Annotated in this window: 19 protein-coding genes and 1 pseudogene; 8 read left to right on the top strand and 12 right to left on the bottom strand. The window is 71.4% G+C overall.

What is annotated here, in order from left to right:
* Window positions 1-86: 86 nt before the first annotated feature.
* Window positions 87-1,901, top strand: coding sequence for an ABC transporter ATP-binding protein (locus tag ACLJPL_RS20625; RefSeq protein ID WP_411082332.1), 1,815 nt, complete (start codon window positions 87-89; stop codon window positions 1,899-1,901).
* Window positions 1,902-2,034: 133 nt separating this feature from the next.
* Window positions 2,035-2,886 (top strand): endolytic transglycosylase MltG, encoded by an 852-nt coding sequence (gene mltG / locus ACLJPL_RS20620; protein ID WP_411082331.1) that lies wholly within the window; start codon window positions 2,035-2,037, stop codon window positions 2,884-2,886.
* A 12-nt stretch (window positions 2,887-2,898) separates the two neighbouring features.
* On the opposite strand, the gene ACLJPL_RS20615 is transcribed toward mltG, so the two are convergent.
* The 6 genes from ACLJPL_RS20615 to ACLJPL_RS20590 form a co-directional block, all read right to left on the bottom strand.
* On the bottom strand, window positions 2,899-4,005 hold the full coding sequence (locus tag ACLJPL_RS20615) for an NAD(P)-binding domain-containing protein (RefSeq protein ID WP_411082476.1): 1,107 nt from the start codon (window positions 4,003-4,005) through the stop codon (window positions 2,899-2,901).
* A 79-nt stretch (window positions 4,006-4,084) separates the two neighbouring features.
* Window positions 4,085-5,278 (bottom strand): LLM class flavin-dependent oxidoreductase, encoded by a 1,194-nt coding sequence (locus tag ACLJPL_RS20610; protein ID WP_411082330.1) that lies wholly within the window; start codon window positions 5,276-5,278, stop codon window positions 4,085-4,087.
* Window positions 5,275-6,306, bottom strand: coding sequence for an ABC transporter substrate-binding protein (locus ACLJPL_RS20605; RefSeq protein ID WP_411082329.1), 1,032 nt, complete (start codon window positions 6,304-6,306; stop codon window positions 5,275-5,277). The genes ACLJPL_RS20610 and ACLJPL_RS20605 overlap by 4 nt, the downstream gene beginning before the upstream one ends.
* 48 nt (window positions 6,307-6,354) lie before the next feature.
* Window positions 6,355-7,209 carry an ABC transporter ATP-binding protein gene (locus ACLJPL_RS20600; RefSeq protein WP_411082328.1) on the bottom strand — a complete coding sequence of 285 codons (855 nt, stop codon included), beginning with the start codon at window positions 7,207-7,209 and terminating at the stop codon, window positions 6,355-6,357.
* The gene (locus ACLJPL_RS20595) at window positions 7,182-8,066 is read right to left on the bottom strand and encodes an ABC transporter permease (protein WP_411082327.1); all 885 of its coding nucleotides are present in this window, start codon (window positions 8,064-8,066) and stop codon (window positions 7,182-7,184) included. The genes ACLJPL_RS20600 and ACLJPL_RS20595 overlap by 28 nt, the downstream gene beginning before the upstream one ends.
* Before the next feature lie 302 nt (window positions 8,067-8,368).
* Window positions 8,369-8,452, bottom strand: coding sequence for a putative leader peptide (locus ACLJPL_RS20590; RefSeq protein WP_350692898.1), 84 nt, complete (start codon window positions 8,450-8,452; stop codon window positions 8,369-8,371).
* A gap of 92 nt (window positions 8,453-8,544) precedes the next feature.
* Here ACLJPL_RS20590 and ACLJPL_RS20585 point away from each other — a divergent pair, with 92 nt between their 5' ends.
* Both ACLJPL_RS20585 and ACLJPL_RS20580 read left to right on the top strand, forming a co-directional pair.
* Window positions 8,545-8,967, top strand: coding sequence for a YjbQ family protein (locus tag ACLJPL_RS20585; RefSeq protein ID WP_411082326.1), 423 nt, complete (start codon window positions 8,545-8,547; stop codon window positions 8,965-8,967).
* 206 nt (window positions 8,968-9,173) lie between these two features.
* The gene (locus tag ACLJPL_RS20580; protein ID WP_411082325.1) at window positions 9,174-11,135 is read left to right on the top strand and encodes an acyl-CoA dehydrogenase family protein; all 1,962 of its coding nucleotides are present in this window, start codon (window positions 9,174-9,176) and stop codon (window positions 11,133-11,135) included.
* A 65-nt stretch (window positions 11,136-11,200) separates the two neighbouring features.
* On the opposite strand, the gene ACLJPL_RS20575 is transcribed toward ACLJPL_RS20580, so the two are convergent.
* Window positions 11,201-12,730, bottom strand: coding sequence for a substrate-binding domain-containing protein (locus tag ACLJPL_RS20575; protein ID WP_411082324.1), 1,530 nt, complete (start codon window positions 12,728-12,730; stop codon window positions 11,201-11,203).
* 251 nt (window positions 12,731-12,981) lie between these two features.
* On the opposite strand from ACLJPL_RS20575, the gene ACLJPL_RS20570 reads away from it, so the two are divergent.
* Window positions 12,982-13,386, top strand: coding sequence for an FKBP-type peptidyl-prolyl cis-trans isomerase (locus ACLJPL_RS20570; protein ID WP_411082323.1), 405 nt, complete (start codon window positions 12,982-12,984; stop codon window positions 13,384-13,386).
* 448 nt (window positions 13,387-13,834) lie between these two features.
* Here the strand turns inward: ACLJPL_RS20570 and katG are convergent, their stop codons facing one another.
* Complete coding sequence (gene katG, locus ACLJPL_RS20565; protein ID WP_411082322.1) at window positions 13,835-16,090, bottom strand: catalase/peroxidase HPI; 2,256 nt, start codon at window positions 16,088-16,090, stop codon at window positions 13,835-13,837.
* Between the two features lie 367 nt (window positions 16,091-16,457).
* Here katG and ACLJPL_RS20560 point away from each other — a divergent pair, with 367 nt between their 5' ends.
* Window positions 16,458-16,868 carry a Fur family transcriptional regulator gene (locus ACLJPL_RS20560; RefSeq protein WP_411082321.1) on the top strand — a complete coding sequence of 137 codons (411 nt, stop codon included), beginning with the start codon at window positions 16,458-16,460 and terminating at the stop codon, window positions 16,866-16,868.
* Window positions 16,869-17,060: 192 nt separating this feature from the next.
* Here ACLJPL_RS20560 and ACLJPL_RS20555 read toward each other — a convergent pair whose 3' ends face one another.
* The 4 genes and pseudogenes from ACLJPL_RS20555 to ACLJPL_RS20540 all read right to left on the bottom strand — a co-directional run bounded on the left by ACLJPL_RS20555 (window position 17,061) and on the right by ACLJPL_RS20540 (window position 21,875).
* On the bottom strand, window positions 17,061-17,675 hold the full coding sequence (locus ACLJPL_RS20555) for a TetR/AcrR family transcriptional regulator (RefSeq protein ID WP_411082320.1): 615 nt from the start codon (window positions 17,673-17,675) through the stop codon (window positions 17,061-17,063).
* Between the two features lie 214 nt (window positions 17,676-17,889).
* A complete protein-coding gene (locus ACLJPL_RS20550) occupies window positions 17,890-19,488 on the bottom strand; it encodes a succinic semialdehyde dehydrogenase (protein ID WP_411082319.1) in 1,599 nt (532 codons plus the stop codon).
* Window positions 19,489-19,503: 15 nt separating this feature from the next.
* Window positions 19,504-20,430, bottom strand: coding sequence for an acetoacetate decarboxylase family protein (locus tag ACLJPL_RS20545; RefSeq protein WP_411082318.1), 927 nt, complete (start codon window positions 20,428-20,430; stop codon window positions 19,504-19,506).
* A gap of 200 nt (window positions 20,431-20,630) precedes the next feature.
* A pseudogene (locus ACLJPL_RS20540) lies at window positions 20,631-21,875 on the bottom strand (NADH:flavin oxidoreductase/NADH oxidase family protein).
* 479 nt (window positions 21,876-22,354) lie between these two features.
* Between ACLJPL_RS20540 and ACLJPL_RS20535 the strand changes: the two are divergent.
* Window positions 22,355-23,122: a dienelactone hydrolase family protein gene (locus ACLJPL_RS20535; protein WP_411082317.1), complete on the top strand. Its 768-nt coding sequence runs from the start codon at window positions 22,355-22,357 to the stop codon at window positions 23,120-23,122.
* A 206-nt stretch (window positions 23,123-23,328) separates the two neighbouring features.
* On the top strand, window positions 23,329-24,303 hold the full coding sequence (locus tag ACLJPL_RS20530; RefSeq protein ID WP_411082316.1) for an alpha/beta hydrolase: 975 nt from the start codon (window positions 23,329-23,331) through the stop codon (window positions 24,301-24,303).
* The last annotated feature ends 323 nt before the right edge of the window (window positions 24,304-24,626 follow it).

The raw sequence follows: 24,626 nt of genomic DNA, 5'->3' as shown, positions 1-24,626 counted from the left end.
CCGTTCATTGTGAGTATAGGTAACAATGAGCTAAGCTCTGAACGCCGGACGCATCCGGCCGTTCCTCACGCCCCACGAAGGAGCCCATGAAACCCGACGCGATCACCTGGACGCCCCCACCCGACGCCCGCGCCGCCGCCGACCGGCCGTCCGGCGAGGTGCGCCGGATCCTCCGCCTCTTCCACCCCTACCGAGGCCGGCTCGCCGTGGTCGGGCTGCTGGTCGGCGCCTCCTCCCTGGTGTCGGTCGCCTCCCCGTTCCTGCTGCGCGAGATCCTGGACACCGCGATCCCTCAGGGGCGCACGGGGCTGCTGACGCTGCTGGCCCTCGGCATGATCCTCACCGCCGTGATGAACAGCGTCTTCGGCGTGCTCCAGACCCTGATCTCCACCACGGTCGGCCAGCGCGTCATGCACGATCTGCGCACCGCCGTATACACCCAGCTCCAGCGGATGCCGCTCGCCTTCTTCACCCGCACCCGCACGGGCGAGGTCCAGTCCCGCATCGCCAACGACATCGGCGGCATGCAGGCGACGGTCACCTCCACCGCGACCTCGCTCGTCTCCAACCTCACCGCCGTCATCGCCACCGTCGTCGCCATGCTCGCGCTCGACTGGCGGCTCACCGTCGTCTCGCTGCTCCTGCTGCCGGTGTTCGTCGCGATCAGCCGCCGCGTCGGCCGGGAGCGCAAGAGGATCACCACCCAGCGGCAGAAGCAGATGGCCGCCATGGCCGCCACGGTGACCGAGTCCCTCTCGGTCAGCGGCATCCTGCTCGGCCGCACGATGGGCCGCTCCGACTCCCTGACCAAGGGGTTCACCGAGGAGTCCGAGCGCCTGGTCGACCTGGAAGTGCGGTCCAGCATGGCCGGCCGCTGGCGGATGTCCACCATCGGCATCGTGATGGCCGCCATGCCCGCCGTCATCTACTGGGTGGCCGGCCTCACCTTCCAGCCGGGCGGCGCCGCCGTCTCGATCGGTACGCTCGTCGCCTTCGTCACGCTCCAGCAGGGCCTGTTCCGCCCGGCGGTGAGCCTGCTCTCCACCGGTGTGCAGATGCAGACCTCCCTTGCCCTCTTCCAGCGCATCTTCGAGTACCTGGACCTCACGGCGGACATCACCGAACCGGACCAGCCCGTCCGGCTGGAGAAGATCCGCGGCGAGATCGCCTTCGAGAACGTCGACTTCAGCTACGACGCCACGAGCGGCCCCACGCTCAGCGGCATCGACGTGACCGTCCCCGCGGGCGACAGCCTGGCGGTCGTCGGCCCCACCGGCTCCGGCAAGTCCACGCTCAGCTATCTCGTGCCCCGGCTCTACGACGTCACCGGCGGCCGGGTCACGCTCGACGGGGTCGACGTCCGCGACCTGGACTTCGACACACTGGCCCGAGCGGTCGGCGTCGTCTCCCAGGAGACCTACCTCTTCCACGCCTCCGTCGCCGACAACCTGCGCTTCGCCAAGCCGGATGCCACCGACGCGGAGATCGAGGCCGCGGCCCGCGCCGCGCAGATCCACGACCACATCGCCTCCCTGCCCGAGGGGTACGACACCCTCGTCGGCGAGCGCGGCTACCGCTTCTCGGGCGGCGAGAAGCAGCGCCTGGCCATCGCCCGCACGATCCTCCGCGACCCGCCGGTGCTGATCCTCGACGAGGCGACCAGCGCCCTCGACACCCGTACGGAACACGCGGTGCAGGAAGCGATCGACGCGCTCTCCGAGGGCCGCACCACCCTCACCATCGCCCACCGCCTCTCCACCGTCCGCGACGCGGACCAGATCGTCGTCCTGGAAGGCGGCCGCACAGCCGAGCGCGGCACGCACGAGGAACTGCTCGACCGCGACGGCCGCTACGCCGCTCTGATCCGCCGCGACTCCCATCTGGCCCCGGCTGCTCCGTGAGCGCCTACGCCCGGGACCGCACGGCGGCGCGGCCGCCCCCGTGCAGGGCGGCGGGTACGGCGTTCGTGTCGCCGGAGCCGACGCCGAAGCCGAGGTACCGGCGGGGAGCCACGGCCCGGGTTAACGTGCCCGCATGGTGAACGAGTCCCCGGACGCCCGTCCCCGTCGCAGACTCCGCCCGACCCGCCGCGGAAAGATCGTGCTCGTCGTCGCCGCGCTGCTCCTCGCGTCGGCCGCCGTAGTGATCCCGCTGACCGTGATCGGGCCGGAAGAGGAGAAGCAGCGGCAGCCGCAGAGCACCCTGGTGATCCCCGAGGGCTGGCGCGCCTCACAGGTCTACGCCGCCGTGGACCGCGCGCTCGCCCTCAAGCCCGGCAGCGCGAAGAAGACCGCGTCGACGGCGGACCTGGCCCTGCCGGACCAGGCCGAGGGCAACCCCGAGGGGTACCTCTTTCCGGCCACGTATCCGCTGGACCCGACGACCACGCCCGCCGGGCTGCTGCGCTATATGTCGGACACCGCCCGCAAGCGGTTCGGCGCGGACCACATCACCGCCGGAGCCCAACGGAACAACGTCTCCGTCTACGAGACGGCCACCATCGCCAGCATCGTCCAGGCCGAGGCCGACACCGCGTCCGACATGGGCAAGGTCGCCCGGGTCGTCTACAACCGGCTGCTCAAGGACATGCCGCTCCAGATGGACTCCACCATCAACTACGCCCTGAAGCGCTCCACCCTGGACACCACCACCGTCGACACCCAGCTGGACAGCCCGTACAACAGTTACGTACGCAAGGGCCTGCCGCCGACGCCCATCGGGAACCCGGGGGAGGAGGCCCTGCGCGCCGCCATCAGCCCCACGCCCGGCCCCTGGCTGTACTTCGTCACGGTCGGCCCCGGGGACACCCGCTTCACCGACAGCTACGACGAGCAGGTGAAAAACGTCGAGGAGTTCAACCGCAACCGCCGAGCGGCCACCGGCTGACGGCGGCAGCGGTCACACGACCGCCCCGGCCCTCGCCTCCACGCCCCGCCGGCCATCCGTCGCCCCGGTCTCCCGCAGCAGCCGCAGCACCGAGCGCACGGCGGTGCGCCCCGCCCGGTTGGCGCCGATGGTGCTGGCGGAGGGGCCGTAGCCGACGAGATGGACGCGTCCGTCCCGTACGGCCCGGGTGTTCTCCGCACGGATGCCGCCGCCCGGCTCGCGCAGCCTGAGCGGGGCCAGATGGTCCACGGCGGGCCGGAAGCCGGTCGCCCACAGGATCACGTCCGCCTCGACGGTCCGGCCGTCGTCCCAGGCCACCCCGTCCGGGGTGATCCGGTCGAACATCGGCAACCGGTCCAGCACCCCGTCCTCGCGGGCCCGCCGCACCGCGTCGGTGACCGGCAGCCCGGTCACGCTCACCACGCTCTGCGGCGGGAGCCCGTTGCGTACGCGCTCCTCCACCATCGCCACGGCCGCCCGTCCCCACTCCTCGGTGAACGGCTCGTCGCGGAAGACCGGTTCGCGCCGGGTCACCCAGAAGGTCTCGGCGGCGTACTCGGCGATCTCCATCAGGTGCTGCGTACCGGACGCGCCGCCCCCGACCACGATGACGCGCCGCCCCGCGAACCCCTCGGGCCCCGGGTAGTTCGCCGTGTGCAACTGCCGCCCCCGGAAGGTCTCCTGACCCGGATAGCGCGGCCAGAACGGCCGGCCCCAGGTGCCGGTCGCGTTGATCAGCGCCCGCGGGGCGTACACACCCTCGGACGTCTCCACCAGCAGCCGCCCGCCGCTTCCCTCCCGTACGGCGCTCACCTCCACGGGCCGGTGCACGCGCAGCCCGAAGCGCTCCTCGTACGCCGTGAAGTACGCGCCGATCACCTCGGACGAGGGCCGGTCGGGGTCCGCGCCGGTCAGCTCCATGCCCGGCAGTGCGTGCATCCCGTGGACCTTGCCGTACGTCAGCGAGGGCCAGCGGAACTGCCACGCCCCGCCCGGCCGGGGCGCGTGGTCCAGGACCACGAAGTCGCGGTCCGGCTCCAGACCGACGCGGCGCAGGTGGTGGGCGGCGGACAGCCCCGCCTGCCCGGCGCCGATCACGACCACGTCCAGCTCGCGCACCCCAGAAATGTTCACGCTTCTACTAACTGCTCGGGCGCCCGGGATCTTCCCGGACGCCCGGCACATCTCACCGCGGGGCTCAGCGCCCTCCCGCGACCAGCAGCGGCGCCCCGCCGGGAGCCGAAGCGGCCCGGGACTCCAGCAGCGGGGACGCCGGTACGGTCGACAGCAGCCCGCGCCGCGCCAGCTCGGGCGTCACGCCCTCGCCGAACCAGTACGCCTCCTCCAGATGCGGATAGCCCGAGAGCACGAAGTGCTCCACGCCCAGCGCGTGGTACTCCTCGATCCGGTCCGCGACCTCCGCATGGCTGCCCACCAGCGCGGTCCCGGCCCCGCCGCGCACCAGGCCGACGCCCGCCCACAGGTTCGGCGCGATCTCCAGCTTGTCCCGCGAACCGCCGTGCAGCGCCAGCATCCGCTGCTGCCCCACGGACTCGCTCCGCCCCAGCGCCTGCTGAGCGGCCGCGATCGTGTCCGCGTCGAGGTCGCCCAGCAACCGGTCGGCGGTGGCCCACGCCTCGGCCGACGAGTCACGCGAAATGGTGTGCAGCCGGATGCCGAACCGGACCGTACGCCCCTGCTCCTCCGCGAGCCCGCGAATCCAGTCGATCTTCTCCTTCACCGCGGCCGGCGGCTCCCCCCAGGTCAGATAGACGTCGGCGTGCGCCGCCGCCACCGGACCGGCGGCCGCCGATGACCCGCCGAAGAAGATCTCCGGCAGCGGATCCGGCGGCAGCGCGGTCAGCCCGCCCTCCACCTGGTAGTGCTCGCCGTCGAAGTCGTACGGCTGCCCGCTCCACGCGCCCCGCACCACCGACAGGAACTCCGCCGTCCGCGCATAGCGCCGGTCATGGTCCAAGTGGTCCCCGAAGCGCCGTTGTTCGGTCGAATCGCCCCCGGTCACCACGTTCAGCAGCAGCCGCCCCCGGGTGATCCGCTGATAGGTGGCGGCCATCTGCGCGGCCAGCACGGGCGAGATCACCCCCGGCCGGAAGGCCACCAGGAACTTCAGCCGCTCGGTGTGCTGGGCGAGCGCCACCGTGGTCAGCCAGGCGTCCTCGCACCAGGTGCCGGTGGGCGTCAACACGGCCTCGAAGCCCAGCTGTTCGGCCGCCTTGGCGATCTGCGCCAGATACTCGATGTCCGGGGCGCGCACCCCGCTCACCGGGGTGATCCGGTCGCGCTTGATGCCGCCGTCGGTGTACGCGTGCCGGTCCACGAGCGTCCGGCCGTCGCCCCCGGTGGGCAGGAACCAATGCAGATGTACGTTCACGACGAGCCCTTTCCGTACGAGCGGGGTGCGGTGGAGGAGGCGGGGAGGTCCCGGTTGAAGCGGGTGTCGACGTAGTCCTTGAAGTCGAACCGCCGTGGGATCAGCTTGAGTTCGGCGAACGTGTCGGCGATCTCCTGCTCGGAGGCGATGGCGGCGTCGTCGATCGCCACCGGGACGCGCGTGCCGTAGGTGAGCTTCACGGCGTCCAGCGCCACCTCATAGGGCAGCCCGGTCTCCTTCGCCCACACCTTCGCCCAGTCCTCCGGGTGCTTGAAGACCCAGTTCTGCGCCCGCTCCAGCCGGACGAGCAGATCACCGATGGCCTTCGACTTCTTCGCGTCCTTGAGCGACGCGGGCGAGGCGACCTGGAAGCCGAGCCCGTTGACGACCCCTTCGCCGGTCGTGAGCACCCGGGCGTTCCCCGTCCGCAGGATCTGCGAGGTGTACGGGTCCCAGATCGCCCAGGCGTCGACCTTGCCCCGGCTGAACGCGGCCAGCGCGTCGGCCGGCTGGAGGTAGTTGAGCTTCACGTCCTTGATGGAGAGGCCGGCCTCCTTGAGCGAGGCGACCAGCTGGAAGTGGGCCGAACTGCCCTGCGCCACCGCGATGGACCGGCCCTTGAGCTGCTCGGGCTTCTTGAGCGGCGAGTCCTTCGGGACGACGATCGCCTCACCGTCCGACGAGCCGTGGCTCGCGCCCACGACGACGATGTTGGAGTCGGACCCGGCGGCGAAGACGGGCGGGGTGTTGCCGACCCCTCCGATGTCCACCGCACCGGCGCTCACGGCCTCCAGCAGTGGCGGGCCGGAGGTGAAGGTGGACCACTTGATGCGGTAGTCGAGGTCGTCGAGCTCTCCGGAAGCCCGCAGGATCGCCTCATAACCCCCCTTCTGGTCACCGACGTTGAGCGTGACGCTGCCCTTGCCGTCGGTGCTGCCTCCCGACCCGGCGGAGGAGGCGCCGCCACCGCAGGCGGCGAGGAGCAGGGTGAGTGGGAGGAGCAGAGCGGGCAGGGTACGGCGTTTCATGGTGGATCTCCGTGATGGGGGGTGAGCGTGGGGAAATGAGGAGTCGGGTCAGACCTTCGTGTGCGCGGCGGCAACCGCCTCCTGCTGCCGGCCGGTCCCGGCGTCGACGCCACCGTCCTGGACGCCGTCCTCGACGTCGTCCTCGCCGCCGCCTTCCCCGACGCCCAGCTCGCTCAGCAGCCGCGAGCGCAGGTCGGCGAAGCCGGGAGCGCCGACCCCGCGCGGGCGGTCCAGGGCGACGGGCGTGTCGTACGCGATGCCGCCGTCCCGCATCACCAGCACCCGGTCGGCCAGCAACAGGGACTCGTCCACATCGTGGGTGACCAGCAGCACCGCGCAGCCGCGCCGCTGCCAGAGCTCCGCCACGAGCTGCTGCGCCTTGATCCGGGTCAGGGCGTCCAGCGCGCCGAACGGCTCATCGAGCAGGAGCAGATCGGGCTCCCGCACCAACGCTCGGGCCAGCGAAGCGCGTTGGGCCTCACCGCCGGAGAGCGTCTTGGGCCACGCGCCCGCCCGGTCGGTCAGCCCGACCTCCGCCAACGCCTTCTCGGCCACGGCCCGTCGGGGCTTTCCGGGCAGGCCGAGCAGGACGTTGCGCCAGACCCGCTTCCAGGGCATCAGACGCGGCGCCTGGAAGGCCACGGCGCGCCGCCGGGGCACCAGGACCGTGCCGGCTATCTCGCGGTCGAGCCCGGCCAGCACCCGCAGCAGGGTGGACTTGCCGCATCCGCTGCGGCCCAGCAGCGCGGTGAACTCCCCGGCTTTCAGGGTGAGATCGAGGCCGTCGATGACCGCCCGCCCGTCGAAGGCCCGGGTGAGCCCTTCGACCCGTACGGCGGCTTCGGGCTCCCCGGCGGGGGAGGGGGCCGGGGCGGTCACTGGCCGGTGAAGGTCGGTCGCCATTGCAGCAGCAGCCTTTCGAGGGTGCGGACGATGACGTCGGCGGTGAGGCCGAGGAAGGCGTACACGACGAGGCAGACCACGATCACGTCGGTCCGGAAGAACTCCCGGGCCTGGTTCATCAGGAACCCGATCCCGGCGTCCGCGTTGATGGACTCCCCGAAGACGAGCGCCAGCCAGGCGGTGGCGAGGGAGTAGCGCAGCCCCGTCATGGCCCCGGGCAACGCCCCCGGCAGCACCACATGACGTACGAGCCCCCAACGGTTGAGCCCCAACGACTCACCGGCTTCGATGAGTTGGGCGTCCACCCCGCGAATCCCCGCGTACACGTTCAGATACAGATGGAAGGCGACCCCGAGCGCGATCAGCGCCACCTTCGGCGCCTCACCGATCCCGAGCCAGATGATGAACAGCGGAATCAGCCCCACCCAGGGGACGGTCCGCAGCATCTGCACGGTCGCGTCGACGAGGTCCTCACCGAGCCGCGAGAGCCCCGAGACCAGCGCGAGCGCCGTCCCGACGACCCCGCCGAGCACCAGCCCCACCGCCACCCGCTGGAGCGACACGCCCATGGCGGCGGGCAGCGTCCCGTCAGCGATCAGATCGGCCCCCGCCCGGGCGATGGTCCCCGGCGACGCGAGCACGTCCGGATGCAGGACCCCCGTGGCGCTGGACACCTGCCACAGCGCGAGCAGCAGCAAAGGCCCCACGGTGCGCCGCAGCCATCGCGGCACGGACCGCAGCCGGGCCCGCCGTGCGGAGGCGGGGACGATCGGCTCCAGATCGGGCGGCGTGCGCCTGGGCGCGGAGGACTCCTTCGAGGTGATGGACGGATCGGGCGGGGCATGGCTGATGGTCACGAGGACTCCACGGGAGGTCGTACGGGGGCGCCGATCGGGAACGACGACGTGCACCCGGCGCCACGCCGACCCGCCTCCTGACGACGACTGCCGCGCCCGGGCCGGACGGCCCCCGGGCGGCTGGAGATCCCGGGAGGCCAAAGGCCCTTGGGGGTCAGGAGACCGGCAGGTCAGCGGCAGCGGGACCGCTGACCTGCAGGGCGAAGCAGCACACAGGAGTGCGCGACGGGGAGGGTGCGGCCGAAGGGGCGGGACAGGCGGAGGGCCCGGTCAGAAGGAACCCGAAAGGCGCTGAGGGAACGTCAGCAGCCGCGACGACACGCGGCGGATGCCACCCGCAGCAGGTCGATGTGACCGCGCGAGGTGAGCAGAGCTGATCGGAACATGGCGATGAACGTAGCCATCCGGTCAGGACACGGTCAATGGCGTCTCGGTGCGTGGACGTGTCATCTCGTCCCATGGAAGAGAAGATGGAGGCATGTCCGATTCCTTCACCACCACGGTACTGAACATCACCACGGGTACGGCCGAGAGCGTCACGGACCTGACGCGTGACTGCGAAGAGTTCCTCACCCGGGCGGCGGCGGGCCGGGACGGTCTGCTGAACGTCTTCGTACCCCACGCCACCGCCGGCATCGCCGTCCTGGAGACGGGAGCGGGCAGCGACGACGACCTCCTGGCCGCCCTCCACCACCTGCTCCCGGCGGACGACCGCTGGCAGCACCGCCACGGCAGCCCGGGCCACGGCCGCGACCACGTACTCCCCGCCCTGGTCCCGCCGCACGCCACCCTGCCGGTGATCGGGGGGAGCCTGGAGCTGGGGACCTGGCAGTCGGTGTGCCTGGTCGATACGAATCGGGACAATCCCGAGCGCCAGGTGCGGCTGAGTTTCCTGGGCTGATCAAGAGCACTTCCACGGGGCGTGGCCCCGGCCCCGCCCGGAACCATGACTCGCGGGTTCAGGCAGGACGGGCGCGGACCGCGGCGCGGGGAACCGGCGCCACCCGTCGAGCCGGCCGGACGACTTCGCCCGCCGTCCGCGTGAGGTACTCGACGGCGCGACGTGAGGTACCGCGTGATCGCTCCCGGGCGGGGTAGCGAAAGGGCATGACCACTGACGAAACATCGCCCGCCCCCGACGGATACGTGCGGCCGGAGCTCGACGTCCGGGCCCTGACCGAGGTGCTCGACGGCGAGTACGCCGAGGTCCGTGACCTGGTCCGCGCCAACCTGGTGACGTACGCCTCGGTTCTCGAGGAGGCCGACGAGCTGGGCCCCGACGCGTTCCGCGAGCGGGTGCGCGAACTCGTGGTCGAGATGGCGGCGACGGGGCAGACCGGCATGGGCTTCCCGAAGCGGTACGGCGGAGGGGGTGACGTCGGAGCCTCGATCGCCGCCTTCGAGACGCTCGCCTTCGGTGATCTGTCGGTGCTGGTGAAGGTCGGCGTGCAGTTCGGGCTCTTCGGCGGCGCGATCCTGCAACTGGGCACCGAACGCCACCACGACGCCTATCTGCCGGACCTGATCACCGGGAAGCTGATGGGATGCTTCGCGATGACCGAGACCGGGCACGGCTCCAACGTGCAGGCGCTCGGCACCGTCGCACGGTACGACGCCGCCCGCCAGGAGTTCGTCATCACCACCGAGGGCGACCAGGCGCGCAAGGACTACATCGGCAACGCGGCCCGCCACGGCGAGCTGGCCGTCGTCTTCGCCCAGCTGGAGGTGGGCGGGAAGTCCGAGGGCGTGCACGCGTTCGTCGTACCCATCCGGGTCGGCGGGAAGGCGGCGCCCGGCGTCGGGATCGAGGACGACGGCCGCAAGATGGGCCTCAACGGGGTGGACAACGGGCGCATCCGGTTCGACGGGGTGCGGGTTCCTCGCGAGGCGCTGCTCAACCGGTTCGCCGACGTCACCCCGGAAGGCGTCTACAAGAGCACCATCGACAACCCCGACCGCCGCTTCTTCACCATGCTCGGCACCCTGGTCCAGGGCCGGGTCAGCGTCGGCGGCGCGGGGGTCAACGCCGCCAAGGTGGCCCTCGCGATCGCCACCAAGTACGCCCTGCGGCGGCGGCAGTTCGCGACAGCCGCCCAGGGGGAGGAGCAGCTGCTCCTCGACTACGGTCTGCACCAGCGCCGTCTGCTGCCGCTCGTCGCGCACAGTTACGCACTGCACTTCGCGCAGGACGTCGTGCGCACCCAGCTCCACGACGTCTTCTCCGGCGTGGAGGACGACCCGCAGGCGCGCCGCCGGCTGGAGGCGCGGGCCGCCGGAACGAAGGCGCTCGGCACCTGGCACGCCACCCGGGTGATCCAGGAGTGCCGCGAGGCGTGCGGCGGCGCCGGCTATCTCGCCGTCAACCGGTTCGCCGCCCTCAAGGCCGACAGCGACATCTTCACCACCTTCGAGGGCGACAACCACGTTCTGCTCCAGCTCGTGGCCAAGGGCCTGCTCACCGACTACGCGAGCGAGTTCGAGGACCTGGACCAGCTGGGCATGGTCCGGTACGTCACCGGTCTCGCCGTCGAGACGGTCATCGAGAAGACATCGGCGCACAAGCTGCTCGAACGGGTACGCGACCTCCTGCCGGGCGGCGACGAGTGGGACCAGGAAGCCGGGCTGCTCGACTCGGAGTACCAGCTCGCCATGGTCCGCTACCGCGAGGAGCACATGCTCGCCGGGGTGGCCCGCAGGCTCAAGGCCGGGGTCGACCGCAAGCGCGACCCCGGGGCGGTCTTCTCCGAGGTGCAGGACCACGTCATCGCCGTCGCCCGCGCGCACATCGAGCGGCTGGTGCTGGAGGCATTCGTCGACAAGGTCCGTACGCTGCCCGAGGGCGGCAACAAGGTCGCGCTCGGGCTGCTGTGCGACCTGTTCGCCCTCTCGACGATCGAGGCGGACCGGGCGTGGTTCATGGAGCACGGCCGGCTGACCGTCCAGCGTTCCAAGGCCATCACCCGTGAGGTGAACGACCTCTGCCGCAAGGTCCGGCCCCTCGCGGGCGATCTGGTGGACGCCTGGGGCATCCCGTCCGCCATGCTGCGCGCCCCGGACCTGGTGGGCTGATCCTGCGACGACCACCCGCGCTCCCGGGGGGCGCTCGGGTCTCTCGGCGTGGGCGGGGAGGCCGGTCAGTCCCCGCCGCAGACCCGCAGCCCCTTCGGGGTGGCGCAGGGCAGGTGGCCGTGGATGTGGATGACGTCCTGGCCGCGCCCCCGGCTCAGGTAGCCGAGGAAGCTGGAGGCCAGGGAGTCGGCGGGCGGGCGGCCGTAGGTGTAGGCGTACTCGATCTCCCGGTACGGGTAGGGGCTGGCGCCGATCGTGTCGACGGACGGGTGGGCGCCGTCGATCGCGATCCGGTGCAGGCCGCGCGGCTCGCTGCCGGAGCGCAGTTCGCTGTAGCCGAGGGCCCCGTCCAGCCGGGCGACGGTGGCCAGGACCTGGTCGGTGCCGTCGAGTTCGCAGCGGACGACCGGGGCCCGCCGGTCGTCCTTGGTGGCGCAGTCGCGGGAGGACTGGGCGGGTTCGTTGCGGTCCAGCACCCGGCGCTGGAACACCTCCCGCGTACCGGAGTCGGCGTTCCGGCTGACGAGCCGGATCTCCAGGTCCGGGCCGCCGAGCTCCCGCCAGTTGCGGATCTCGCCCGCGTAGACGCGGCGGATGTCGGCGAGGGCGAGGTCGCGCACCGGCACCCGGTCGTTCACGACCAGGGAGAACAGCGACACGGCGACGCGGGTCTCGCGCAGCTCCGGGTGGCCCGGCGGTTTCGGGCCGTCGGAGAGGGCCACCAGCGCCGGCGAGCCGCCCTTCGAGGACCGTGCGCCCTCGGCCGAGAGCTCACGGATGCCGGAGTTGCTGCCGTGGGGGTCCACCTCGATCCGGGAGCCCTCGCACTCCTTCATGTACGTCGCGGCCAGCTCCCGTACGACGGGGGCGAAGGCGGTCGACCCGGTCACCCGGAGCTCGCCCCGCGCGCAGTCGAGCGGGGGCGGGGTGTCGTCCCGGACGAGGATGATCGCGGCGAGCGCCATGACGCAGACGGTCAGCGTCACGGTGATGAGCCGGGCGGCCCGGCCGAACAGCGGCGGTTTGTCGTCGGGGCGGGCGGCGCGGTTGACCGTCACCTCACCGTCCCGGATGCCTCCGGTGATCCGGATCGGGCTGCCGACGTCCGCGCCGGTCAGCAGCACCAGCAGCTTGAAGTGCTCGCCCCGGTTCAGCGGGACGCGGGGCAGCCTGATCAGCGATCCGCTGTGCCGCATCCCGGCGGCCGGGGTGAAGTGCTCCATCAGGTGTGCGGCGCCCGGGGGCTGGGTGACCGCTATGCCGCGTACCGTGCGCCCCGTGAACTCGGCGGTCAGGCCGTGCAGTTCACGCCCGGTGTAGTCGCTGTCGACGATGGACTGCGAGCCGTCGTTCTCGACGCGCAGCAGGACGAGCGTGGCGTCCGACATGTCGGGGGCCTCGCTGAAGAGCCCGAGACGTACGTTGGCCCGGCCCTGGCTCACGTCGCTGCCGATGGGCGTGTCCATCTGGACGCGGTAGCCGACGCGTTTGCGGCGGGGCACCCGGCGCTCGTACCAGAGCACGCCGATCGAGGCCAGGACGCCCAGTACGGCGGTGAGGACAGCCACGACGTTCTCGGCGCTGAACCACTCCACGGCTGCCCCCGGTCCCCGTGCTCGCGCGTCGGTGCGAGTCACCGTAGGCGGGTCGGGGGAGGAACGGGAGAGGCGGAAGAGAAGCGACGGCCGCTGTTCTCCCTTTGTTCAAGAGGCGGTTGGTCAGCGCCCCCGCCCCCCTCGCGAGGGCTGAGGCGGACTCCGGCGTAGCGTGATCACCTGCCGCATGGAACGTCCATGTGCCCGGTCGGCCCGCGCGAGGGATTCCGGTGGCGAGCGAGGGGACCGCGATGAGCGAACTGACGAAACCCGTGATCGAGGTTCCGGCGGGTGACGCGCCCACCGAGCTGACGATCCGGGACCTCGTGGTCGGGGACGGCCCCGAGGCGCGGCCGGGCAGGGTCGTCCAGGTCCACTACGCAGGGGTGACGTTCGCGTCCGGGAGGGAGTTCGACTCCTCCTGGGAGCAGGACCGGCCGTTCAAGTTCGCCGTAGGCGGCGGCCGGGTCATCAAGGGCTGGGACCGGGGGGTGAGGGGGATGAGGGTCGGCGGCCGGCGCGAGATCATCGTTCCCCCGCGTCTCGGCTACGGCGGACAGTCACCCTCCCCGCTGATCCCGGCGGGCTCGACGCTGATCTTCGTCGTGGACCTGCTCACGGTGGTGGGCGGCCCGCCGGAGCGGGGCCCGGCTTGACGGGTTCGGCCCCTCAACTCGGCTCTCCTGAAGGGCCGGGGCCCTGTCGCTCGCACGCGAGGACGGACGCACTCATCGACAGACACCTCATCCGGGGGCGGATTCCGTCGTCGACGAGGTTGAGGAAGAAGAAGAGAGCGAAGCCGCACACCGAGGCCCGCTGGGCATCGCCCGCCGCTCAGGCCGTCACGGGCAATCAGCCCCACCGAAGGATCTCCACCCGCATGAGCACCCCCGACACCCTCCCCCTCGGTGGCCCGTGCCACCCGCACCGCCCGCCCATGACCCCGCACTGATCGCCCGGGCGATGCGGGCCATGCGCCTGACCTGACGCGCCCGAGGGATCCTGGCTGGACTCGCCCTCGGCTACTGCGGCGCGGTCACGCAGTCGCCTGTGGGGTCGGCGCGCACGCGCACCGACCCCACAGGCAGTTGGGTTCCGGCTCGGTCAGACCAGGTCGAAGCGGTCCAGGTTCGTGACCTTGGTCCACGCGGCGACGAAGTCCGTGACGAACTTCTGCCGCGCGTCGTCACTCGCGTAGACCTCGGCGAGGGCCCGGAGTTCGGAGTTGGAGCCGAAGACCAGGTCGACGCGGGTGCCGGTCCACTTGACCTGGCCGGACGCGTCGCGGGCCTCGAACTCGTCCTGCGCCGACGACGTCGATTTCCAGGTGATGCCCAGGTCGAGCAGGTTCACGAAGAAGTCGTTGGTCAGCGTGCCTGGGCGGTCGGTGAGGACGCCGCGCTTCGAGCCGCCGGTGTTGGCGCCCAGCACGCGCAGACCGCCGACCAGGACGGTGGTCTCCGGGGCGCTCAGCGTCAGCAGGTTGGCCCGGTCGAGGAGCAGGTACTCGGCGGGCAGGCGGGCGCCCTTGCCGACGTAGTTGCGGAAGCCGTCGTACGCCGGTTCCAGGGCGGCGAAGGACTCGATGTCCGTCTGGTCCTGCGTGGCGTCGACCCGGCCCCCGGTGAACGGCACCCGCACCTCGACGCCGGCGTCCTTGGCGGCCTGCTCGACGGCCGCGTTGCCCGCGAGGATGATCAGGTCGGCCAGCGAGACCTGCTTGCCGCCCTTGGCGTTGAAGGACTCCTGGACGCCTTCCAGGGCGCGCAGGACCTGGGCCAGCTCATCCGGGTCGTTGGCCTCCCAGCCGCGCTGCGGCTCCAGACGGACCCGGGCCCCGTTGGCGCCGCCGCGCTTGTCGCTGCCGCGGAAGGACGCGGCCGAGGCCCAGGCGGCCGAGACCAGCTGCGCCACCGTCAGGTCCGTGGCGAGCACCTGCTCCTTGAGCGCGGCGATCTCCGCGGCTTCCAGCGGCTCGGCGGTGCGCGCGGGCAGGGGGTCCTGCCACAGCAGCACCTCGGAGGGCACCTCGGGTCCCAGGTAGCGCTGGACGGGGCCCATGTCGCGGTGCGTCAGCTTGTACCAGGCGCGGGCGAAGGCGTCCGCGAACTCGTCCGGGTTCTCCTTGAAGCGGCGCGAGATCTGCTCGTACGCCGGGTCGAAGCGCAGCGACAGGTCGGTGGTGAGCATCTGCGGCTTGTGCTTCTTCGACGCGTCGTGCGCGTCCGGGATGGTCGCCTCCGCGTCCTTGGCGACCCACTGCTTCGCACCGGCCGGGGACTCGGTCAGCTCGTACTCGTAGGCGAAGAGGTTGTGGAAGAACTCGTTGCCCCACGTCGTCGGGGTGCTGGTCCAGGTCACCTCCAGACCGCTGGTGATGGTGTCCCCGCCCTTGCCCGACCCGTACGAGTTGCGCCAGCCGAGGCCCTGCTCCTCCAGCGGGGCGCCCTCGGGGTCCGCGCCGACGCTCTCGGCCGGGCCCGCGCCGTGCGTCTTGCCGAAGGTGTGGCCACCGGCGATGAGGGCGACGGTCTCCTCGTCGTTCATCGCCATCCGGCGGAAGGTCTCGCGGATGTCGCGGGCGGCCGCGATCGGGTCCGGGTTGCCGTTGGGGCCTTCGGGGTTGACGTAGATCAGGCCCATCTGGACCGCGCCGAGCGGGTTCTCCAGCTCACGGTCGCCGGTGTAGCGCTCGTCGTCGAGCCACGTGGTCTCCGGGCCCCAGTAGACGTCCTCCTGCGACTCCCAGACGTCCTCGCGGCCACCGGCGAAGCCGAAGGTCTTCAGGCCCATGGTCTCCAGGGCGACATTGCCGGTGAGGATCAGCAGGTCGGCCCAGGACAGCGCCTGGCCGTACTTCTTCTTGACCGGCCACAGCAGACGGCGGGCCTTGTCCAGGTTGCCGTTGTCCGGCCAGCTGTTCAGCGGGGCGAAGCGCTGCTGACCGGCGCCCGCGCCACCGCGGCCGTCGCTGATGCGGTACGTGCCGGCGCTGTGCCAGGCCATCCGGATCATCAGCGGTCCGTAGTTGCCGAAGTCGGCGGGCCACCAGTCCTGCGAGGTGGTGAGCACCTCGGCGATGTCCCGTTTGACCGCAGGCAGGTCGAGCGCCTGGAACGCGGCCGCGTAGTCGAAGTCCGCACCGAGCGGATTCGCCACGGCGGGGTTCTCGGCGAGGATCTTCAGGTTGAGGCGGTCCGGCCACCACTGGCGGTTGCCCCCGCCCTGAGTGGGGTGCGGGGCGCGGCCGTTGGCCACGGGGCAGCCGCCCGCCTGCGCCTCGGGCACTTCCGGGATGGCCGTCTCAGGCGAATCCGGGACGACGGGGTCGAAGACGTGCGACTCGTTGTTCTCGCTCATGGGTGATCCTTCCGGCCCCGGCGGGTCGTGGGGGCGCTGAACGGGGGAGGAGGATTCGGGCCGTGCAGAAGGGGCACACCGTGTGCCGGGGCCTCGCGGGCCACCGCGCCGGGCGGTCCCGGGCGATGCGACGAGGACGGTGCCAGGCCGACGAGCGACGCCGCGCGGTGCTGCCGGCGGTCTCCCGTCCTGTGTCTCTGCTGCCGTACCGGAGTCTTCCTGTCTTTTGGATGTCGCCGGGATCGATCCTACGATGGACTTCGTCCAAGTCAAGAAGTGCACTAAAAACATGGCGACCGGGGTGTTGCGCCGTGGGATCCTTCCGCGGGCCGCGCGCCCCTCCGCGAACCGGAGCAGGTGAGACCAGATGAGCGACCTCCTTCAGCGGCTGCGGGGCCGGGGCTGGCGTTTGACCTCACAGCGGCGTGTCGTCGCGGAGGTGCTCGACGGCGACCATGTGCACCTGACGGCGGACGAGGTGCATGTGCGGGCCGCCGCGCGGCTGCCAGAGATCTCCCGCGCGACCGTCTACAACACGCTGGGGGAGCTCGTCGCGCTCGGCGAGGTGCTGGAGGTCTCCACGGTGGGCCGGGCCAAGCGCTACGACCCGAACGCGCGCCGCCCCCACCAGCACCTGGTGTGCTCCGGCTGCGGCACGGTCCGCGACGTCCACCCGGCAGGCGACGCCCTCGGGGACCTGCCCGAGGCCGAGCGGTTCGGGTTCACCGTCGGCTCGGTGGAGATCACCTACCGCGGCTTGTGCCCGGCCTGCGTCTGACCGGGAGGCGATGGCCCGGGGGTTCTTGAGCCGGATGACCGTCCGCCTGTCCTCGCTACGGCGTTGATGGACCTCACTGTCGGGGAGCGTCCCCGCGGCCGTGCTCAGAACCTTTGGCCACTGGAGGGGCTGCCGCGCCGACCGGTGCCGGACGGGAGGGTTCTCCGGCTCCCGGGCGCGTGATCCGCCTGCCTAGGCTGTCGGCCGGACGGCCGCTGCCGCGGGGGACATCGCCGGGGAGGCGCTGAACAGCGCGTGGACGGCGGAGCTGACCTGGGCGGCGACGACCTCGGGAGTGGAGGAGTCCAGTTTGCCGTCGAGGTGCAGGAACGCGAGGCCGTGCACAAGGGCCCAGACCGTGGTCGACAGGGCGCTCGCGTCCACGCCGGGGAAGGTGGCGGCGACGATGGTGCGGACGTATTCCGAGATGGCCGCGGTCGCCGCGACGCGCTCCTCGCTGGTGGGGTCGCAGGGCTCCGCGAACATCGCCCGGAACAGGGCCGGGTGCTCCAGTGCGAACCGTACGTAGGCGATGGCGACGGCGGCGAGTTCATCGGGTGTCGAGGGGGAGGGGTGGGCCTGCGCCAGGGATCCGGCGAGCTCGCGGTACCCCTCGGACGCCACCGCCGAGACCAGGGCCTCGCGGTCGGCGTAGTGGCGGTAGGGGGCCGTCGCCGACACTCCGGCGCGGCGGGCCACCGCGCGCAGCGAGAGGCCGGCGCTGCCGTCCTCCTCCAGGAGCTCGCGCGCGGCGCGAAGGCAGGCCGCGCGCAGATCGCCGTGGTGGTAGGTGCTGCTCTGAGGCATGGGTTCCGCTCCTCCATGTTTGCTCTGTCCACATCCCCTCCCCGATGTGAACGATGTACACATATTAGGTGATCGAAAAGGAAGACGAAACCGGGACGGACTGCGGGTGGTTCTCGCCATCGCGTCCGTTCAAGCCGGAGAGGGCGGCCCGCCCTCTCCGGACGCTCTTCGTGGCGCGGGTCGATCGGGTCCGCTGCCGGATGGCGCCGGCTGTTCAGCGGACGCCGGCGGCCTTGAGGAGTCTGAGTGCTCCGGTCAGGAGGCCGGCCCAGGTTTCGGGGCTGATGGCGGAGGGCGGGGTGAAGCCCTGGACGCGCTGGTGGGCGATGGTCTGGGCCTCGGTGTACTTGAGGATGCCCTCGCCGCCGTGGCGGCGGCCGAGACCGGAGTCGCCCATGCCGCCCATCGGCGCGTCGACGCTTCCCCACGCGGCGGCGAACGCCTCGTTGACGTTGACGGTTCCGGCGTGCACGCGAGCGGCGACGGCGCGGCCCCGGGCTCCGTCGCGGGTCCAGACGCTGGCGTTGAGACCGTAGGAGGTGGCGTTGGCCCGGGTGACCGCCTCCTCGACCTCCCGGTAGGCGTGGATGGAGACGACCGGGCCGAAGGTCTCGTGCTCGTACAGCGTCATGTCGGGGGTGACGTCGGTGAGGATCGTCGGCTCGTAGAAGAGCGGGCCGAGGTCGGGGCGTGCCCGGCCGCCGGCCAGGACGGTGGCGCCCTTGGCGACGGCGTCGTCGACGTGCTCGGCGACGGTCTTCAGCTGGGAGGGGGTGGTGAGGCTGCCGACGTCCATGCTGTAGTCGTAGGCGGCGCCGATCCTGAGTCGCTTCGTCCGGGCGGTGAACGCGGCGATGAACTCGTCGCGGATGGACTCGGCGACGTACAGGCGCTCGATGGAGACGCACAGCTGACCGGCGGACGGGAAGCAGGCGGCGACGGCGCCCTCCGCCGCCTTCTCGATGTCGGCGTCGGCGAGGACGATCATCGGGTTCTTGCCGCCGAGTTCGAGGGACGCGCCGATGAGGCGTCGGCCCGCGTCGGCGGCGATCTGGCGGCCGCCGGCGGTGGAGCCGGTGAACATCATGTAGTCGGCGTTGTCCATCAGCGGGTCGCCGATGGAGCTGCCGCGTCCGACGACCATCTGCCAGACGTCCCGGGGGAGTCCGGCTTCGTACATGAGGTCCATGGACCACAGGGCGGTCAGCGCGGTCTGGGTGTCGGGCTTCTGCACGACGGCGTTGCCGGCCATCAGCGCGGCGATGGTGTCACTGGCCGCCATGCTGAGGGGGTAGTTCCAGGGGGAGATGACGGTGACGACGCCCTTGGGGTGGTGCAGTTCGGTGGTGTGGGTGAGCAGCGGGATGGCGCCGCGGCGGCGCTTGGGGCTGAGGTGCTTGGCGGCGTTGCGGGCGTAGTAGCGCGAGACGATGCCGATGTCGACGACTTCGAGGAAGGCGTCGCGCCGGGTCTTGCCGTTCTCCGCCTGCATCAGGTCCAGGGCCTCGTCCTGGCGGGCCAGGACGAGGTCGTGGTAGCGCAGCAGGATCTTCTTGCGCTCGCTCAGAGGGGTGGCGGCCCATGCCTTCTGCGCGATCCGGGCGCGGGCGAACGCCGCCTCGACCTCGTCCGGCGTCGAGACCGGGAGGTCGGCCAGGGGGATGCCGGTGTAGGGGGCGGTGGTGGTGAACCGTGCGGCGTCCGGCCCGGCCGAGACCTGCGCGGTCAGCCGCCTGAGCAGGGCCGGAGAGATGGACGCCGGCAGGGCCGGGGTGCGGGAGGTGCTGGGACGGGTCGCGTGTTCGGCGGCCATGGCGGGGCTCCTTGCCTACTTGTTCCGGCGCGGGACGGAGACGGGGACCGGCATGTGCAGGGCGAGCTGGCCTTCGGTCATCACGTCGAACCGGATGGTCCGCTTCGGCTTGAGCGAGCGCAGGTCGTCGGCCATGCGGCCCTCGCCGATCCGGAGGTCGATGCCGCTTCTGCCGCGCTTCGTACCGGCGTTCAGCGTGTTGGTCTGGCTGAGGGTGGAGTGCCAGGCGCCGTTGATCGACGTGTACGAGGTGAGGGACGAGACGCGCTCACCGCTGGGGTGAGCGGTCTGCTTCGGCGTGGCCGCCGAGAGCGCCAGGTCGACTCCGCCGGCGTCGTTGGCCACGCGGGCGGTCGTCCTGTCGTGGGTGATGTCGACGTCGAGGCCGGTGACCCACTTGGGGAAGCCGTAACCGTCGTGACCACGGACCTGTGCGATCTCCGTGCTCACGGGCAGGGACAGTACGTAGGAGTTGAGGTGTTCGTTCTTCATGCCGGAGACGAGGTCGAAGAAGCCGAGCCTTCCGTGCCGGGCCGGCTTGACCGCGATACCGACAGCGGCCTCGGTGTAGAAGTCGATGTCGCACACGTCGTAGCGGAAGAACATCACCGAGACCAGCCCGAGACCGGGGGCGAGCTCCAGCGGCGCCAGTTCCCCGGGCAGCCGGGCGCGGATCGCGCGGGAGGGCGCGAGCATCGTGAGCCGGGCGGTGGAGATCGTGTAGTAGAAGTTCGGGGTGAGCGTCGGCCCGATCGGGGAGTCGACCTTGATCTTCGGCAGCTGCCGGAAGAAGTCCACACCGCTGACGCGCGGGTCGCGGGCGATCGCGTCGAGGTCGGGGTTCATCCGGTACCGGTCGTAGAGACCGCCCTTGGGGACCGTGACCTCGCGGCCTCCCAGGTCGACCTTGACGGTGTCCTTGTCCTTCTGCGGGGAAGGCATGGTGCGAGTTCCTCTCATGTGAGCGATGCATACATGACCGTAGGGTGCGATGTTCTCACCGTCGACAACGGGGTGGGGTGATCCTTTACGGGGGTTGCTCGCCCGCTCCTCTTCCCCGGCCCGGGAGTCACTGCTCGGGCCGCGCTCACGGTCCGGGAGCGACCGCTCGGGCCGCGCTCACGGTCCGGGAGCCACTCTGCTCAGGCCGCGCTCCGGGACTTCGACAGCCAGGCGCGGTAACGGCGCAGGGCGGTGCGCTGCCTGCGCTGTTCGGAGACCAGGGCGATCGCCGGGTGGGTGCCCGGCCTCGGGCTGCTGCCGCGGGCGAGGCGGCGCATCTGGTGGCGGACCTGGGCCATGCTCGCGGCGGAGGCGAGGGCCTTGTCGGACCAGTTCACCGGACGCATGGGGCGGTCGGCCTCGCGGCTGCCGCGCCAGCGGTCGGGCAGATTGGGGGTGACGGCGAGAGCGGTGCCCATGCCGACGACCGCCACACCGCTGTCGAGGACCTTCTCCGCGGTCTCGCGCCGGGTGATTCCGCCGGTGAGCATCAGGGGGATCGGGCTGGTGGCGACCAGGTCCTCGGCCAGGTCCAGGAAGTACGCCTCGCGGGCCTGGGTACGCGTGTCGGTGGAGCGGCCGGTCATGGCCGGGCTCTCGTAGCTGCCGCCGGAGAGCTCGACCAGGTCGACGCCGAGGAGCTCGAGCATCTCGATGACCTGGCGGGCGTCCTCGGCGTCGAATCCGCCGCGCTGGAAGTCGGCGGAGTTCAGCTTGACCGCGACCGCGAAGGACGGTGAGACGGCGGCCCGTACGGCGGTGACGATGTCGAGCAGCATGCGGGCGCGGTTCTCCAAGGACCCGCCCCACTGGTCGGTGCGCTTGTTGACCAGGGGAGAGAGGAACTGCGACAGCAGGTAGCCGTGTGCGGCATGGATCTCGACACCGTCGAAGCCGGCCTGTTCGGCGCGGAACGCGGTCACCGCGTACCGGGTCACGGTCTCCTCGATCTGCTGCGCGGTCATGGCGGTGGGACGGCCGAACCGGCTGCTGTGCTTGCCCAGGCTGACGCCGATGTCGGACGGACCCCAGACGACGCCGGGCATGTCGGCGGCGACCTAGCGGCCGGGGTGGTTGATCTGCATCCATATCGCGCCGCCGCCGGACTTGCCCGCCTCGGCCCACTCGGTGAACGGCTTGAGCGGGGCGTACCCGTCGAGCACGACACCGGCGGGACCGGTCAGCGCCTCGGCGTGGACCATGACGTTGCCGGTGATCAGCAGTCCGGTGCCGCCCGCCGCCCAGCGCCGGTACAGCGTGAAGAGCTGCTCGCCGGGCAACTGGCCGTCGCCGGCCATGTTCTCCTCCATGGCCGCCTTCGCGATCCGGTTCTTCAGTGCCTGTCCGGAGCGCAGGTGCAGTGGTGAGAACAGTTCGCTGGGCATACGGATTCTCGCTTCCCTCTTGATCGCCTAAGATGTGTACACCATTCACATTAACCCAAGAATGTAATCAGCGTAAACATTGAGGAGTGTGGGCTGCGTCGCACGGGATCGGGGGCGAAGGGCCCGAGGGGATCTTCCCCGAGCGCTTCGGGCCCGGCTTCAACGCCACCCCCATCACCGTGGTGGACGCCGAAGGCATCCCGAAGGACCAGGCCGGTCACGCCCCCGCACCTCTCACGGAGAAGGGGAGGTGCGGGGCGCCCCGGGTTTCGGCCGCTCCGGGCCGGCGACCGTCCCCACACCCGTACGCGAAATCCGGACCGCCCCTGCTCCTGGCTCGGTTCCGGCGGACGGGCGCCCGCCTGGGGCGCGGCCCGGGCGATGAGCGGGACCACGGTCGGCACAGGGATGCTCGCGCTGCTCTGCCGGTGGCAGAACACCCGCCGGACCGGGTTCGACGATCACTACTGTCCAGTCTCATGACGACGATGACGACGCGTACGGTCGCGTACCCGGCCGATGGTTTGACGATGACCGGGCACCTCGCGCTCCCGGCCGGTGCCGGCCGCCGGCCCGCGGTGCTGCTCGGACCGGAGGGCGTGGGGCTCAGCGACGTCGAGCGCCGCCGGGCCGATGCTCTCGCCGAACTGGGTTATGTGGCACTGGCCTTCGACCTTCACGGCGGGCGATATCTGAGCGACCCCGAGGAGATGCTGGCCCGTTGTCTGCCGCTGCTCGCCGACCCTGACCGGATGCGGGGCATCGGCCATGCGGCGCTCGACGTGTTGCGCGCCGAACCGCGGACCGACCCCGACCGGATCGCCGCGGTCGGCTACGGCACCGGGGGCGCCATCGCGCTGGAACTCGGGCGCGACGGCGTCGACCTGCGCGCGATCGGGACAGTCAACGCGACCACCACGGGCCGACCGGGCGAGGCGGCGCGCATTCGCTGCCCGGTGTGGGCCGGGGTCGGGTCGGAAGACCCGATCATGCCGCCGGCGCAACGGAACGCGTTCACCGCCGAGATGCGGGACGCGGGCGTCGACTGGCGCCTCACGGTCTACGGCGGCGCCTTGCACGCCTTCCACCACCCGCCGGTCGACCACCCCACGGTCCCCGGCGTCGGCTACCACCCACGGCACGCCCGGCGAGCCTGGCGCGACGTCGTCGACCTGCTCGCCGAGTGCCTGCCCGTGACGGAGGGCCTGGGGGACGGTCCAGGTGGGCATGCCGGTGCCCGGCGCTGACACTCCCTGGCTCACCAGGCCCACTGCGGGACGAGCGCCTGACGGGCTTCCGTACGGGTTGCGGTGGACTAATGGGGCGCGAAGGATGGAATCGCTCATTGCGGTCCGGGGTGTGCACAGCTTCAGCAGCTGATGGGGCCGCCCGTGAACAGGGCATACGGATGTTCTGCGACGGAGCACCCGGTGTGCCCACGACTGGAGTCGACATGACTGATCTTCCTCCTCCGATCACGCCCTACCTGGAACCCGCGGCGAAGGAGCTGTGCGAGGCCACGGACCCCCACCCGCGGATCTACGAGGTCCCCCCGGAGAAAGGCCGCGACATCCTGCTCGGCCTCCAGAGCGACGCGGGCGTGCCCCGTCCCGAGGTCGACGAGGAGTGGGTCGACGTGGACGCGGGCGAGTGGGGCACGGTCCGCACCCGGATCATCCGGCCCGTGGGAGCCACCGGACAGCTGCCGGTGGTGTTCTACATCCACGGCGCCGGCTGGGTCTTCGGCGACGACAAGACCCACGACCGCCTCTTCCGGGAACTCGCTGTCGGCGCCGGTGCGGCGGGGGTCTTCCCCGTCTACGACCGTGCGCCCGAGGCCAAGTACCCCACGCAGGTCGAGCAGAACTACGCCGTGGGCCAGTGGGTCCTGGAACACGGAGCGGAACACGGTCTGGACACCTCGCGGATCGCCGTCACCGGCGAGTCGGTCGGCGGCTGCATGTCCGCCGTCTTCGCGCTGATGAACAAGGAGCGCGGCGGGATCGACCTCAAGGCGCAGGTCCTGCTGTACCCGGTGGCCGACGCCGACTTCGACACCCCGTCGTACCTCCAGTTCGCCGAGGGCTACTACCTCACCCGCGACGCCATGAAGTGGTTCTGGGACGCCTACACCACCGACCCCGCCCAGCGTGCCGAAGTGCACGCCTCCCCGCTCCAGGCATCCCTGGAGCAGCTCCGGGGACTGCCCACCACGCTGGTCATCACCGACGAGGCCGACGTCCTGCGCGACGAGGGCGAGAGTTACGCCAACAGACTGCGCGAGGCCGGCGTGGACGTGACCTCCGTCCGCGTGGCGGGCATGGTCCACGACTTCCTCCTCCTGGACAGCCTGCGCGACACGCGTGCCGCCAACGTCGCCCGCACCCTCGCCGTCGACGCACTGAGGACAGCCCTGCACGACGGCTGAGACGACCTGCCATCCGTCCCCGGGGCCGCCTGCGCTGTGCCACGCCATGTGCGGTCCGGGCTCCCCACCCGTGGCGGAGAGGGAGGAACGGGCCGCTCCCGCTCCTTCGAACGGTGTGTCATGAAGGCAGCGTCGATCAGAGGACTCGGTGGCCCCGAGGCGCTGGAGTGGATCGAGGTCAAGGACCCCGAGCCCGCCGCCGGAGAAGTGGTCGTCGACGTGGTGGCCAGTGCCCTGAACCGTGCGGACGTCATGCAGCGGATGGTGCTCTACCCGCTGGAGCCGGGCGCCTCGCCCTACCCGGGCCGGGCCGATCGAGGCGG

This window comes from Streptomyces sp. cmx-18-6, from assembly GCF_046548915.1.
Taxonomy (GTDB): Bacteria; Actinomycetota; Actinomycetes; order Streptomycetales; family Streptomycetaceae; genus Streptomyces.
The sequence above is the reverse complement of the archived record's forward strand: the minus strand, read 5'-3'. Positions and strand labels throughout refer to the sequence as shown.